11 protein-coding genes are annotated in these 13,664 nt (G+C 72.3%); 4 read left to right on the top strand and 7 right to left on the bottom strand.

Annotated elements, in window-relative coordinates; genetic code table 11:
* Positions 1-171: 171 nt before the first annotated feature.
* On the bottom strand, positions 172-2,871 hold the full coding sequence (locus tag BIU89_RS04110) for a helix-turn-helix transcriptional regulator (RefSeq protein ID WP_071244835.1): 2,700 nt from the start codon (positions 2,869-2,871) through the stop codon (positions 172-174).
* A gap of 525 nt (positions 2,872-3,396) precedes the next feature.
* Between BIU89_RS04110 and BIU89_RS04105 the strand changes: the two genes are divergently transcribed.
* Complete coding sequence (locus tag BIU89_RS04105; protein WP_071244834.1) at positions 3,397-4,950, top strand: MFS transporter; 1,554 nt, start codon at positions 3,397-3,399, stop codon at positions 4,948-4,950.
* Here BIU89_RS04105 and BIU89_RS04100 read toward each other — a convergent pair.
* The 4 genes from BIU89_RS04100 to aroA form a co-directional block, all read right to left on the bottom strand.
* The gene (locus tag BIU89_RS04100) at positions 4,947-5,735 is read right to left on the bottom strand and encodes an inositol monophosphatase family protein (RefSeq protein ID WP_083404143.1); all 789 of its coding nucleotides are present in this window, start codon (positions 5,733-5,735) and stop codon (positions 4,947-4,949) included. The genes BIU89_RS04105 and BIU89_RS04100 overlap by 4 nt on opposite strands.
* Positions 5,736-5,754: 19 nt before the next feature.
* On the bottom strand, positions 5,755-6,927 hold the full coding sequence (locus BIU89_RS04095) for a hypothetical protein (RefSeq protein ID WP_139178778.1): 1,173 nt from the start codon (positions 6,925-6,927) through the stop codon (positions 5,755-5,757).
* Between the two features lie 390 nt (positions 6,928-7,317).
* Entirely contained in the window at positions 7,318-8,364 is a 1,047-nt protein-coding gene (gene rsgA, locus BIU89_RS04090) for a ribosome small subunit-dependent GTPase A (RefSeq protein WP_071244832.1), read from the bottom strand.
* A 3-nt stretch (positions 8,365-8,367) separates the two neighbouring features.
* A complete protein-coding gene (aroA, locus tag BIU89_RS04085) occupies positions 8,368-9,753 on the bottom strand; it encodes a 3-phosphoshikimate 1-carboxyvinyltransferase (RefSeq protein WP_071244831.1) in 1,386 nt (461 codons plus the stop codon).
* Between the two features lie 81 nt (positions 9,754-9,834).
* Here aroA and BIU89_RS04080 point away from each other — a divergent pair, with 81 nt between their 5' ends.
* Together BIU89_RS04080 and BIU89_RS04075 are read left to right on the top strand one after the other, a co-directional pair.
* Positions 9,835-10,686 carry a sigma-70 family RNA polymerase sigma factor gene (locus BIU89_RS04080; RefSeq protein ID WP_071244830.1) on the top strand — a complete coding sequence of 284 codons (852 nt, stop codon included), beginning with the start codon at positions 9,835-9,837 and terminating at the stop codon, positions 10,684-10,686.
* On the top strand, positions 10,683-10,925 hold the full coding sequence (locus BIU89_RS04075; protein WP_027465838.1) for a zf-HC2 domain-containing protein: 243 nt from the start codon (positions 10,683-10,685) through the stop codon (positions 10,923-10,925). Before BIU89_RS04080 ends, BIU89_RS04075 begins: the two co-directional genes overlap by 4 nt.
* A gap of 28 nt (positions 10,926-10,953) precedes the next feature.
* Here BIU89_RS04075 and BIU89_RS04070 read toward each other — a convergent pair whose 3' ends face one another.
* Complete coding sequence (locus BIU89_RS04070; RefSeq protein ID WP_071244829.1) at positions 10,954-12,390, bottom strand: LamG-like jellyroll fold domain-containing protein; 1,437 nt, start codon at positions 12,388-12,390, stop codon at positions 10,954-10,956.
* 68 nt (positions 12,391-12,458) lie between these two features.
* Positions 12,459-13,040 (bottom strand): hypothetical protein, encoded by a 582-nt coding sequence (locus BIU89_RS04065; protein ID WP_071244828.1) that lies wholly within the window; start codon positions 13,038-13,040, stop codon positions 12,459-12,461.
* A gap of 114 nt (positions 13,041-13,154) precedes the next feature.
* Between BIU89_RS04065 and BIU89_RS04060 the strand changes: the two genes are divergently transcribed.
* Positions 13,155-13,595 (top strand): GNAT family N-acetyltransferase, encoded by a 441-nt coding sequence (locus BIU89_RS04060; RefSeq protein ID WP_027465835.1) that lies wholly within the window; start codon positions 13,155-13,157, stop codon positions 13,593-13,595.
* The last annotated feature ends 69 nt before the right edge of the window (positions 13,596-13,664 follow it).

The raw sequence follows: 13,664 nt of genomic DNA, 5'->3' as shown, positions 1-13,664 counted from the left end.
CACACGGCAACACCCGTCGGACGCTCTTGCGGTTCCCCGCGTGCGGGGGCACACCGCGCTGCGGTCGCGTGCGGACTCCCGCAACCGCCGTCGCACCAAGCGGAGGGCGCGCGAACGGGAGGCCCGGTACCAGCTGGTACCGGGCCTCCCTTCCGTCCTGTGGTGCGTCTCCTACGTGAGGAGCGCGACCAGGTGCGATCGCGACCGCGCGCCGACCTTGCGGTAGATCTGCGTGAGCCGCAGCTCCACCGTGCGCTGCGACATGAACAGCGACGAGGCGATCTCGCGGTTGCGGTAGCCCTCGGTGACCTTCTGCACCACCGCACGCTCCTCGGCGGTCAGTGACGTGAGCACCGCCGACGCGTCGGGGGCGCTGCGCGGCGTCCCCGGGAACGCCGGCGAGAGCACGGGTCCGGACCGGATCGACGACGAGCCCGTGCCGAACTGCGGCATCGCCGCAGCCGGCGCCGGCGTCACCAGCGGTCGACGCAGGCCGGCCGCCTCGTACGCCGCTGCGGCCGCCGCACCGAGGCGCGGACGCTCCGCCGGGTTGCCGACCGCGGCCAGCGCCGCGAACGTGCGAGCCCGCTCGTACTGCGAGTCGTGCGGCTGGAACAGCTCCAGCGCACGGCGACGAGCCGTCTCGCGGGTGGTGTCGTCGGCGACGAGCGCGAGGCTCCGCGCCAGCACGAGGGCACCCCAGCGCCCGGGACGGGCATGGTGGTCCGCCGCCAGGCGGGCCGTGATCGTCCGCGCGTCGTCGGTCCGTCCGAGACGCACGTACGCCTCGACCAGGTCGCCGAGGTGCCGGAGCACCGCGGGGTTCCGGAGCGACCGACCGATGGCGTCGGCGGCCTCGAGCGCGGTGGCTGCCTCGTCGAGGCGGCCGTCGAGCAGCAGGACCTTGCCGCGGAGCGCGTGCAGCTTCGCCGTCGCACCCCAGAGCCGACTCGTCGAACGGTGCTCGAGGCACCGGTCCACGACGTCGAGCGCCTCGGCGGAACGGCCCTCGGCGAAGTGCCGCCACGCGACGGCGATCGCCCGGGAGGGCTCACGCAAGCGCTCGGCGACGGACGAACCGGACTCCCACACGTCGATCGCGCGGAGCGCCTGCCGGAAGTTGCCGGAGCGCACCTCGTTCTCGGACGTCAGGTAGCGGGCCGCCTCGGTCCACACCGCCGCGGTCTCCTGCCCCCGGGCGAGCACGAGTGCGAACACCCGTCGCGCGCTCCGGTAGCGCTCGCCGATGCTCAGCGCGTGGGCGAGGAGCAGCAGAGCCGGGTCCGACATCGCCACGAGCTCCGACGTCGCGAGCCCGTCGTGCAGCTCGGTGTCGGGCGGCAGCACGCCGTCCACGGCGGCGATGAGCTCCCGCGCGGTCGTCGCGATCTCGAGGGTGTGCGCGGACGCCGAACCCTCGAGCGGTTCGATCCGGTGCAGCAGGTCCTTCGCCTGGTCGAGCTCCCATGCCTCGGCACGGAAGCACGCCACCATGGCCATCAGCCCGGCGACGGCGTCCACCTCGGCCGGGTCCGTCGCGTCGACGGGGACGAGCAGCTCGTCCGCGTGCACGGCGTCACCGCTGAGGTACTCGGCCGAGTACTGCAGCCGGAGCCGGCGGACCTCGTTCGGCGTCGTCCGGAACGGACGGAGCGCCGCGAGGTACCGCGCAGCGAAGCCGAGCAGGCGCTTGCCGAGCATGGCCTCCGCGACCCCGAGGAGCGCGACGTGCTCGTCCTCGGTCCCACCGCCGATGTGCAGGGCACGCTCGGTCAGCGCGATCGCGGCGTGCACGTTGCCGTCCACGACGTACGACCGTGCAGCCTGGAGCAGCGCGACCACGTCGGGGACGTCGTCGACGAAGCTCCGGTGCCACGCAGCCGACCGCGGGTCGGTCTCCGCGCTCGCCGTGGCCAGCTCGGCGTGTGCCGCACGACGGTCACGGGCGGGCATCCGCCAGTAGAGCGCGGAACGGACCAGCGGGTGCCGGACGGTGACGCTCTGCCCGCGGACGGTCGCGAGACCGGCCCCGACCAGGTCGTCCAGCTCGTCGCGGTCCCACGCCGTGGTCTTCGCGACGGGCACCAGGGCGAGCTTCGCGAGGACGTCCAGATCGCGTCCCGCGGCGGGCCCGAGTGCGAGCGCCGCGATGGCCTCGGTCGTCGGAGTGGGTCGGAGCGGGAGCACGATCGGCTCCGCGCCGGTGAGCTGCTCCCGGGTGAGCACCGCGAGCTGTTCGCGGAGCGCGCCGGGGTTGCCACCGGTCTCCTCGGCGAGGACGGCGAGGACGCCGTCGTTCGCCTCGGCGGGTGCCATGGCCCGGGCGAGGACCAGGGCCTCGTCCGACGGCAGCGGTTCGATGCGCAGGATCGGCAGGGCCGCGAGCGGACCGTCCGACGGCACCGAACGGACCGTCGCCACGACGCGCAGGGCGGTGCCCGCGAGTCGTCCGGCGAGGAACGCGATGAGCTCCTGGCTCTCCGTGTCCATCCGGTCGAGGTCGTCGATGAGGACGAGCGTCGGCGGGAGGGTCAGGGCGTGCACGGCGTCGAGGAAGTCGTGCGCCGCCGCCAGCCCGGCCGTCACGGCGGCCGCGGTCCCGCCGGCCTGCAGCAGGTGGGCGATGTGTGCGGTCGCTCGGGGGTCGTCGAGCGCGGTGAACAGGGAGGTCACCCCGGCCAGCGGCCAGCGGGATTCACTCCCGTTGACACCGACCCGGACGACGGGGAGGGAAACGCGGTTCGAGACCGCGTCGAGGACGCTGCTGCGTCCGGAACCAGGGTCGCCGACCACGACCATCGCGGACTCCCGTGGGAGCACTGCGAGGGTCGCGATCCGGTCGACCTCGAGACGTCGACCGGTGAGTGCCATGACTCACCGGCCTCCGGGTCCGGAGGCGGATGCTGCGAGGAGGGCGTCGGCGAACACGGGGGTCGCTGCGACGGGGCGCACGGAGGCGGACCGGACTGCTGCACGGCGGGTGACCGTGGCGGAGTGCGGACGAGCGGCGGCGACTGAGCGCGCGCCGGAACTGTCGTGGATTGGATGCGGTCGACGAGTGTGGGTGCACTCGGTTCCGCTCGGGAACGATGATGTCATCGTCTGTATCACCCCTCGGGTTAGGGTCTTCGGACGAACACGACCGGTCTGTTCCGCCGTCCGGATCTAGGGAATCCGAGAGCATCACGTGACCTGCCGTCTGGAGCACGATAACTCAGGTACCGGCTCGCCGAGCGGACTCTGGTGAGCAGATGTCCAGAACGGTGCCCCCAGTACGGGGGGCCACGAGGGGGGTGTGGCACCCGCCCTCTGCACCCCGATCCGGGTCCGCCGGACGGAACCGGGGTACAGGTCTGTCCGGACCTCGTTCGTCGTCGCAGGTGTAGCACGGACGGGATGTCCAACGCCGAACCGACCGACGCCCGCCTCGATGACCGCACCCGGTGGCGGGCCTTCGCCGTCTGCGTGGCGGTCGCGGCCCTGACGATCCTCGACCTGTCCAAGGTGAACGTCGGGCTGCCCTCGATCGAGCAGTCCCTCGGGGCCACCAGCTCGTCGCTCCAGCTCATCGTGGCGGGGTACGCGCTGGCGTTCGGTCTCGCCCTCGTGCCCGCGGGTCGGCTCGGCGACCTGAAGAGCCGGCGCGTCATGTTCATCGTGGGCCTCAGCGCGTTCACCGGATCGAGCCTGCTGTGCGCCGTCGCCCCGAACATCGAAGTCCTCATCGTCACCCGGATCCTGCAGGGCTTCGCCGCCGGGATCCAGATGCCCCAGGTCATCGGACTGGTGCAGCAGCTGTTCCGCGGACCGGAGCGGGGCCGCGCGTTCGGGCTGTTCGGGGCGATGATCGGCATCTCCACCGCCCTCGGGCCGACCATCGGCGGTGGCCTCATCGCGATCGGCGGCGAGGAGTCCGGCTGGCGGCTGCTGTTCTGGATGAACGTGCCCCTCGGGATCGCCGCACTGCTCTTCGCCGTCCGCCTGCTGCCGAAGGGTGCCCAGGGGAAGGCGCAGGACCGCGAACTGGACGTCGTCGGCATCCTGCTGCTCGGTGCCGCCATCATCACCCTGATGCTGCCGTTCGTGCTGACCAGTGGCGGCGGTGGTTCCGCGAGCCGCTGGTTCTGGCTCGTCGGCTTCGCGGTGTTCCTCGTGCTTTTCGTGCTCTGGGAGCAGCGGTTCAAGCGGCAGGGCAAGTCGCCCGTGGTGCACTTCGAGCTGTTCCGGCTGTCGTCGTACCGCAACGGGTTGTCGATCGTGGCCGTCTACTTCGCGGCCCTGCCGGCGTCGTTCCTCATGGTCACGCTGTACCTGCAGGAGGGCCTCGGGCTGTCGCCGTTGTTCGCCGGCATGGTGAGCATCCCCTTCGCCGCGACGAGTGCCGTGGGCTCCTACATCGGCGGACGGATCGTGGACCGGGTCGGGCGGGCGCTGGTGGTCGCCGGGCTCGGGATGGTCGTCGTCGGCTTCCTGCTGCTCATGGTCGCCGCCGTCGCCACCCCGCCGGAGGTCACGCCGTGGGCGATGGCCGGCGCGTTCCTGGTGGGCGGACTCGGTGGTGGGTTCGTGGTGTCGCCGAACCAGACCCTGACCCTGGCCGAGATCCCCGTCGAGCAGTCCGGGGTGGCGGGGTCGATGCAACAGCTCGGCCAGCGCGTCGGCACGGCGATCGGCACCGCGGTCGCGACCAGCATCTTCTACGGGATCGTGCGGAGCGAGGCGGCGGGGTCGGGATCCGGCGGTTCGGGCGGGCGTCTCGACGCGTACCACGACGCGTTCCGCAGCGGCACGACGTTCACGGTGTCGCTGATGGCGCTGGCGCTCGTGCTGGCCGGTGCGGACCTGGTGGCGCGTCGTCGGGCGGCGCGGCGGTCCGACGGGGAGTCCGAGCACCCTGGCACGGCTGCGGGGTCTGCCGAGCGGGGTGGTCGGCGCGCCGACCGGTCCTAGGAGTCGCGGCGGATGACCTCGACCACGGCATCGTGCACCAGGCCGTTCGAGGCGAGGGCGCTGCCGTGCCACGGCCCGGGGTCGCCGTCGAGCGAGGTGAAGCGACCGCCGGCCTCTTCGACGATGGGGACGAGGGCCGCGATGTCCCACGGCTTCAGGTCCGGTTCGCCGGCGACGTCGAGGACGCCCTCGGCCACCATCATGTACGACCACATGTCGCCGTAGGCCCGGGTGCGCCAGACCCGGCGCGACAGGTCGACGAGCGACTCGAGGCGGTCGTCGTCGTCCCACTGCTGGATGCTGTTGTAGCTCAGGCTCGCGTCGGCGAGCTCGGACACCCCGGAGACCCGGAGTGGTCCGTCCAGCGAGAACGCGCCGGAGCCCTCGGCCGCCCACCAGCGCTTGCCGAGGGCGGGCGCACTGACGACGCCGAGCACCGGGCGGCCGTCGACCGCGAGCGCGATGAGGGTCGCCCACACCGGTACGCCGCGCAGGTAGTTGGCGGTGCCGTCGATCGGGTCGACCACCCACTGGCGGTGCCCTTCGCTGACGGCCTCGGCCCCGGTGTCCGCCGTCGTCTCCTCGCCGAGGAACGCGTCGTCCGGTCGCTCGGCGGCGAGCCGCTCGCGCAGGGCCCGTTCGACGGCCTGGTCGGCGTCGGTGACGTGCGTGCTGTCGAGCTTCTTCGTCACGTGCAGGTCGGCGGCACGGAAGCGCTCAAGGCTGATCGCGTCGGCGGTGTCGGCGAGGGAGCGGGCGAAGTCCAGGTCGGCGCTGAGGTCCACGTCGCCCAACCTACCGTCGCTACGCGGCGACGACCTCTTCTTCCTCGAGCCGGGTGACCTCGCGCTCGCGGGCGATGCGGGTCCGGCGGGCGACGAGTCCGTGCACGACGACGCAGAGCAGGAGTGCGGCGGCCAGCCAGAGGGCGAGCACGAGCGACGAACGCCCGAGCGAGGCGTCCGGGAAGTACTGCAGGTCCTGTGCGGCCTGCAGCCACGCGGCACCGCTCCAGAAGGTGTGCAGGGCGGCGAAGAACCCGGGCTGGAACGCCGGCTGGAAGATCCCGCCGGACGACGTGAAGTTCAGCATCACGAACAGCATCGTGAGGATCGGGGTGGTCCACCGGCCGAGCACGGGGTGCAGCCCGACGCCGAGCGCGACGATGATCGCGTCGTAGAGCCAGGCGAACAGGAACACCTGCCAGTGGTGGGTGGTGATGACGCCGTAGATCGGTCCGGCGACGACCACGCCGATGCCGGCGACGACCGCCGCGGTGGCGAGCCCGATGACCGCGGTCCACACCGCACGGAGCTTCGTCGCGACCGAGGCCACGGCGATCGCGGACGCGTACCCGCCGACGCTCAGGGCCACGAGCAGGAAGAACAGCCCCTGGCCGGTGGTGTCCTGGTCGCCCGTGGGTACGACGTCGACGACCCGGAACGGCACGTGCTGGTCGTAGGCGATCGGCAGGAAGACCTTCTGCGCGGCGCTCGCGGTCGTCTCCGACGCGGCGGTCGAGACGTAGAGCGTGGCACCCGTCGCCGTCGGCGCGTACACGGCGGCGAGGTCGCGGTCGCGCACCTGCTGCTCGGCCGCCTTCGTCGAGGCGACGACGTGGGCCACGAGGGCGCCGTCGGACTGGTCGGTCACGGTCTGGGCGAACACCTGGGTGGCCGCGCCCTGGCCGACGATGCCGACGGGCAGTTCCTGCGGCGCCGGGGCGTGGAAGGCACCGAGGTAGGCCAGACCCATGCCGGCGGCCAGGAACAGCGGCACGAGGATGTGCGAGGCGAACGTCAGCAGCACACGACCGAGGCCGGCGGGGCGCAGGACGCTGTCGGACCGCTGCGGCTTCGGGGCTCGTGGGGACTTGTGGGTGGGGGAGTGGTGCGCGTGCGACGTCGTCGTCGTGCTCGGGGACGGGGCGTCGACAGCGGGGGTCGGCGCAAAGTTGTACTTTGCAACTTCAGACACGACCGCAACTGTACAACCCGGATGCGCGCTTGTCGACGCCGGCCCGGTGTCGAGGCGTCGTCCGGTGCGAGGTTGCACACTCCGTGCGAGGCGCGCGAGCCTGCACGGAGTGCGCAACCTCGCACCGTTCGTGTGCTCCTCGCACGGTGCGAGGTCTGCACGGTGCGAGGTCTGCGCGGTGCGAGGGGCGCGGGAACCGGAGTGGTCACGACTCACCGCGCGCCGGCGCTCGTGTGGTCACGAACTGTCGGGTACCGCGTCGCCAGTCGACAGTTCGTGACCGCTCGACGCACACACGGCGGGGTGTCGTGACCAGCCGCCGACCAGCCGCCGACCAACCCCGACCAGCGCCGACCAGCGCCGGCCAGCGCCGGCCAGCACCGCCGCGCGCTACTCGGAACCGGGGTCGGACGCACCCATCCCGGTCAGCAGCGCCCGGAACGAGTCGAGCCGCTCGACGCCGGTCGGCCCCAGCTCCCCGTCCTGCACCCGGTCGACGATCTCCCAGTCGTGCGCCTGCGCCAGCGGGATGCCGTCCCGCGCGGGCAGCACCGGCACGGCGTGCGACGCGAACGCCCGGAACACGTTCGCGGGGTCGACGTGCCCCAGCCCGAACGACCGCACACCGGGCGTGTCGATGATCCACCCGCCGTCGCGGACCCGCAGTGCGATCGACGACGACGACGTGTGCCGCCCGCGACCCGTCACGGAGTTCACGAGGCCGATCGCGCGCGTCGACCCGGTCAGGGCGTTCACCAGGGTCGACTTGCCCACACCGGAGTGCCCGACGGTCACGGTCACCTTGTCGTCGAGCAGTTCGTGCAGGGCCTCGAAGGGGACGTCGTCCGACCGGCTCGTCACGATCCGCAGATCGAGGCACGCGAAGTGCGCCAGGAACGCAGCGGGGTCGGCGAGGTCGGTCTTCGTGATGCAGAGGATCGGGTCGAGGCCGGCGTCGAACGCGGCCACCAGGTACCGGTCGATCAGGCGGGTGCGCGGCTCGGGGTCGGCGGCGGCCACCACGATGAGCATCTGGTCGGCGTTCGCCACGATGACGCGCTCGACCTCGTCGGAGTCGTCGGCACTCCGCCGCAGCAGTGTGGTGCGCTCGGCGACCTTCACGATGCGTGCCAGCGAGCCCGGGTCGCCGGAGACGTCCCCGACGAGTGACACGTGGTCGCCCGTGACGACGGACTTCTTGCCGAGCTCGCGGGCCTTCGTCGCCGTGATGACGTGGTCGTCGATCAGCACGCCGAACCGCCCGCGGTCGACGTTCGTCACCCAGCCGACCGGGGCGTCGTCGTACGTCGGACGGGTCTTCGTGCGCGGTCGGTTGCCCTTCGGGTTCGGGCGCACCCGCACGCTCGACTCGTCGTACTGCCCGTACGGCTCGTCCGCGTCGGAGTCGTCACCGTCGGTGTCGTCCCACCAGCTCATGCGTCAGTCCCCACTCACCGGTGCAGCGGCCACCGAGGACGCCACGAGCGCCGCCCACAGCTCCGGGAACTGCGGCAGCGTCTTCGCGGTCGACCCGATGTCGTCGACGGCGACGCCGTCGACGACGAGGCCCACGATCGCCCCCGCGGTCGCCATCCGGTGGTCGTCGTACGCGCCCCAGGCGCTGCCGTGGAGCGGCGCCGGCTCGATCCGCAGGCCGTCGTCGAGTTCGTGCACCGCGCCTCCAGACCGGTTGAGGTCCGCCGCCAGCGCGGCCAGGCGGTCCGTCTCGTGCCCCCGCAGGTGACCGATGCCGGTGATCTCGCTCGGGCCGTCCGCCAGCGCGGCCAGCGCGACGAGCGCCGGGGCGAGTTCGCCGCCGCGGCTCAGGTCGAGTTCGAGACCCGGCAAGGAGGCCCCACCCCGGATCCCGACGCCGCCGTCGACGACCAGGTCGTCACCGTCACGGGCCACGCTCGCCCCCCACAGGGGCAGGAGCGTCTCGAGGTCGGCACCGACCTGCGTCGTCTCGGTGGGCCAGGTGCGGATGCGGACCGTGCCGCCGGCGACGAGCGCGGCGACGGCGAACGGCGCCGCGTTCGACAGGTCGGGCTCGATCGTGACGTCGCGCGCGCCGATCGGGCCGGGGTGCACGACCCACTCGCCGACCGACGGTTCGTCGACGCGGACGCCGCGGGCTCGGAGCGCCGCGACGGTCATCTCGATGTGCGGCATGCTCGGCAGACGTTCGCCCACGTGGGTGAGGTGCAGGCCCTCGGCGAAGCAGGGCGCCGACAGCAGCAGCCCGGAGACGAACTGCGAGGACGCCGAGGCGTCGATCGTCAGGGCGCCACCGCGGACCGAGCCGGTGCCGGTGAACGAGAACGGCATCGAACCGCCGCCGTCGTCGGTGACGTCGACACCGAGGTCGACGAGTCCCTGCACGATGGCGTGCATCGGCCGCTTGCGGGCGTAGGGGTCGCCGTCGACCGTGACGGGCCCGGCGGCCAGGGCGGCGAGCGGCGGCAGGAAGCGCATCACGGTGCCGGCCAGCCCGCAGTCCAGGCGGACGTCGCCGTGCATCGGGGCGGGCGTGATCCGGAGGTCCGGGCCGTAGGGGTTCGGGGCGGTGCCGGCCGCCGGCTCGAGCTCCTCGATGCCGACGCCGAGCGCACGGAGGCCCGCGATCATCAGCGCCGAGTCACGGGAGTGCAGCGGGAGCCGGATCGTCGAGGGGCCGTCCGCGAGGGCCGCGAGCACGAGCTCCCGGTTCGTCAGCGACTTCGACCCGGGCAGCGCGACGTCGCCGCGCAGCGGACCCCCTGCGACCGGGGCGATCCAGGGGTCGGCGGGCTGGGCCCCGCTGTGGGAATGCGTCGTGTCTGCCATCGGTTCACCAGGGTACTGAACGCACCGGGAGGATCAGTGGCGACAGCAACACTCGCACGAGAGCGGACCGGCACGGCAACCGTGCTGACCGCGGTGCCGACGACGCTCGGCACGCTCGGCCTAGACTTGGCGGCGATGACGACCGACGAACCGCAGGCAGCTCCGCACCACCTGGTCGACGAGACCGAGGTGCAGCTCGACGCCGTCGAAGAGGAGCGCGAAGCCCTCGACGACGCCGCAGACGAGCCGGTGGACGCGAAGACCGTCTCCGAGGGGGAGCTGCGGTCCCTGTTCGAGGACCAGGCGCTGCCCTTCATGGACCAGCTCTACGGTGCGGCCATGCGGATGACCCGCAACCCGGCCGACGCGTCGGACCTGGTGCAGGAGACGTTCGTCAAGGCCTTCGCCGCCTTCCGCCAGTTCAAGCAGGGCACGAACCTGAAGGCCTGGCTGTACCGGATCCTCACGAACACGTTCATCAACACGTACCGCAAGAACCAGCGGAACCCGTACCAGGGCACCATCGACGAGCTCGAGGACTGGCAGCTCGGCGGCGCGGAGAGCGTCACCCAGTCGATCTCCGCCCGGTCCGCCGAGGCCGACGCGATCGACCACCTGCCGTCCTCGGCCGTGAAGGACGCACTGCAGGCCATCCCGGAGGACTTCCGGATGGCCGTGTACTTCGCCGATGTCGAAGGCTTCTCGTACCAGGAGATCGCCGACATCATGAAGACCCCAGTGGGGACGGTCATGAGCCGCCTCCACCGTGGCCGCCGGCTCCTCCGTGGGCTCCTGGCGGACCACGCCCGTGAGACCGGCATCGTCCCGGACGCAGCGTCGACGGCGACGATGCGTGGACGGGGACGAGGCGCGGCACAGACGACGAAGGCAACCGCGGCCACGGGTCGCACCGGACGGAAGGACGCACGATGAGCGGCTGCGACTGCTCGAAGGCGAAGGCCGAGCTCGAGGAGTTCCTGCACGACGAGCTCCGCCACGAGGACGCTGCGGACATCCGCGAGCACATGGACGGGTGCGAGGACTGCCAGACCGAGCACCGCGTCGGCGTCGTGCTCATGGAGACCGTCCGTCGCGCCTGCAAGGAGACCGCTCCCGACCAGCTGCGCAGCGAGATCCTCGCGCGCATCCGGGTGGAGCAGGCGACGCACTGACAGCACGGCTCCGTCGAACGGCCGGGCGTCAGCGGCCGGCCTGGAACGCGCGGGTGATCGCCGCTGCGTCGAGGACGCGCTCGTGCACCCGGACCGTGTCCACGTCGCCGGTGTAGACGTAGTCGCCGGCGTTCGGCCAACCCGCCAGTGTCTGGCGTGCTGCCCGCCAGTGACCCGAGTACTGCCGCAGGGTGACGGCGTCGGATCGGGTGCCCTGCAGCTCGCCGTCGACCCAGAGCGCCATCGAGCGCGCCTGGAAGGTGGCGACCGCGTGGTGCCAGGCTCCGTCGGTGACCGTGGCGGCCGACCCGAGCGTGAACTTGAACTGCGATCCGGAGCCCTCGACGCCGAAGCGCAGGACTCCGTCGGCGCCGATGTAGAGGTGCCGGTCACGGTACTGGGACGCCGCCGAGCGGTCCGAGCCGAAGCCGAACACCCGCCCACCGTCGGTGTCCTGGGTGCGGAACCAGACCTCGATCGTGAAGGCGTTCGGCGCGTCGACCGCGGTGTCCGTGACCGCCCACCCTTCGGCCCCGTCCTCGGTCCAGAACGTCGCGTAGGGGTTCGTCGCGCAGTCCGCGTCGACCCGGGCGGCAGCGGCGGGCGTGAAGGCCCCGTCGGCACCGGACCCGCTCGAGTCGACGACCCGTGGGCCGCTCTTCTCGGCGAAGTCCCACGCCAGTGACGTACCGGGTACGGGCTGGTGGAAGCACCCGAAGCCGCCGGTGCCGAGCGCCGAGGCGGTCCCGGTCGAGCCGCTGAACCCGGCACCCGCGCCCGCGCCGGCAACCAGCGTGAGGGTGATGGCCGCTGCCGTGAACACCGCGACCGGCACGGTGGTCGACGTCGGAGCGGTGACGGTCGCCGTCCGGGGCTCCGCGACGACGGGTGAGTGGAGGTCACGGCGCGGCGTGCCGCAGGTGTCGCACGGGCGACCGGCGACGATGTCCCGATCGGCTCGCCCGGCGACGACGAGCACGGCGGTGACGACGCCGGCCAGCAGCAGGGACGTCCAGTCGCCCCCGCGGATCCAGACGCCCGGCAGCCCGATCCACGGGAACCGCAGCACCCCGACACCGAGGACCGCCGCGGGTTCGACGGCCGTGCGGTCGGCCGTCGGGTTCGCGTCCCCGCGCAGACGCAGGCCCCCGTCCGGTTCGATGCGCTCCAGCCGGTGCAGACGGAGACGATCCCGGTGGTCCGGGTCCTCGACGAGCAGCACCCGTCCGGCCTCGAGGTCGTCCGGGTCGACGGGCATCGCGGCGACGACGTCCCCGGTCCGGATGCCGGGGGCCATCGAGTCGGAGACGACCGTCGTGACGTGCCACCCGAACGCCGCGGGGAGCGACGCCCACAGTGCGAGCAGCAGCACCGACCAGAGGACCGTGCGCGCCGCGACCGCGAGGAGCAGCCGGGGCAGGTCTCCGACGCAGCGGACGTGACGGCGGGTGGCGACGTTCGGCATCGGCTGCTCCTCGGGTCGGGCGGGACGGGCGGGACGGGCGGGTCGGGTGGGACGGATCGGGACGGGGATCAGTCGGTCTGCGCTTCCCACACGAACGAGGTGCCGGCCTCGGACGACTGCACGGTGTTCGGGGCACCCTCGCTCAGGTCGTAGCTGACGCGGTAGGTCGTGCTCGCCGTACCCGTCGCCGGCTTCCACGCGTCGACGCCGGTGCCGAAGGACTCGGACTCCATGAGGCCGGCGAGCGTGCCGTCGTGCACGGTCGTCGTCGTGGTGAACGTGCTGCAGTCGTCGGGGGTGCCGAGGCTGCCGCGCTCGACCGTCAGGCCGACGTGCTCGGCGAGCGCGTCGTCGTCGGCCGCGTTGGCGGTGAAGAGCTTCACGGTCGAGGCGTTGGTGGTGTTCGCCGTCACGGTGATGCAGTTCGATCCGGCGGACCCGGGCACCAGGTCGTCGACGTCGAACATCGCGACGCCCTGGTCGTCGTCGGTGAGGGAGACGGCACCGGTGCGCCAGCTGTTCGCGGCGTTGTCGGTGCTGCTCGAGAAGGCGGCGTACGAGGCCGTGGCGATGAGTGCGCCACTGGCGACGACGGCGAGCGGGAAGGCGATCCAGGCGGCGGTGCGGCCGTGGCGGGAGGTGATGTGCATGGCTGTCCTGTCGGTTGGTTCACCCGGCGGGTGATATGACAGCAGAGTATATGAATATCAGTTGTTATGGAAGCCCGTCGCAACACGACCGACGGCCCGGGTAGGTTGGCCGACATGACCCTCTCCGTCGAGTCGACCACCACCTGGTCCGACACGGACGTCGCCGACGTCGCCGCCCTCGTCCGCCTGCTCGGTCATGACGTCGACGACGCGTCGATGCGCGCCCGCCTCGACCGGCTCACCCCCGAAGCCGGGCACCGCACCTGGGTGGTCCGGGGGGACGACGGACGGGTCGTCGCCGTCGCCGGCGCGCAGGTCACGTGGGCGTACGCCAGCGACGAGCCGACGGCGCAGCTGCTGCTGCTGGTCGTCGACGACACGGCCAGGAGGCTCGGCACCGGTTCGGCGCTCATCGGCACGTTCGAAGCATGGGCGGTCGAGCAGGGCGCGCGTCGCCTCAGTGCCGTCAGTGCGGCCGCGACGGACAGCGCGCACCGCTTCTACCAGAAGCGCGGGTACCACGACGCCGGGGTGCGGTACACGAAGATCGCGTAGCGCCGCCGCTTCCCGGCGAACGTCGAAGCGCCCCGTGCCGGAGTCCCTCGGACTCCCGCACGGGGCGCT

It is taken from the genome of Curtobacterium sp. MCBA15_005, from assembly GCF_001864855.1.
GTDB classification, from domain to species: Bacteria; Actinomycetota; Actinomycetes; order Actinomycetales; family Microbacteriaceae; genus Curtobacterium; species Curtobacterium flaccumfaciens.
This window is presented reverse-complemented; position numbering and strand designations above follow the sequence as displayed.

What these genes read in the sequence shown, in the direction of transcription:
- BIU89_RS04075 (WP_027465838.1), top strand. Translation starts at nt 10,683, where the DNA reads ATGAGCGGCTGCGACTGCTCGAAGGCGAAGGCCGAGCTCGAGGAGTTC.
- BIU89_RS04110 (WP_071244835.1), bottom strand. Translation starts at nt 2,871, where the DNA reads ATGGCACTCACCGGTCGACGTCTCGAGGTCGACCGGATCGCGACCCTC.
- BIU89_RS04105 (WP_071244834.1), top strand. Translation starts at nt 3,397, where the DNA reads ATGTCCAACGCCGAACCGACCGACGCCCGCCTCGATGACCGCACCCGG.
- aroA (WP_071244831.1), bottom strand. Translation starts at nt 9,753, where the DNA reads ATGGCAGACACGACGCATTCCCACAGCGGGGCCCAGCCCGCCGACCCC.
- BIU89_RS04070 (WP_071244829.1), bottom strand. Translation starts at nt 12,390, where the DNA reads ATGCCGAACGTCGCCACCCGCCGTCACGTCCGCTGCGTCGGAGACCTG.
- BIU89_RS04065 (WP_071244828.1), bottom strand. Translation starts at nt 13,040, where the DNA reads ATGCACATCACCTCCCGCCACGGCCGCACCGCCGCCTGGATCGCCTTC.
- BIU89_RS04060 (WP_027465835.1), top strand. Translation starts at nt 13,155, where the DNA reads ATGACCCTCTCCGTCGAGTCGACCACCACCTGGTCCGACACGGACGTC.
- rsgA (WP_071244832.1), bottom strand. Translation starts at nt 8,364, where the DNA reads ATGAGCTGGTGGGACGACACCGACGGTGACGACTCCGACGCGGACGAG.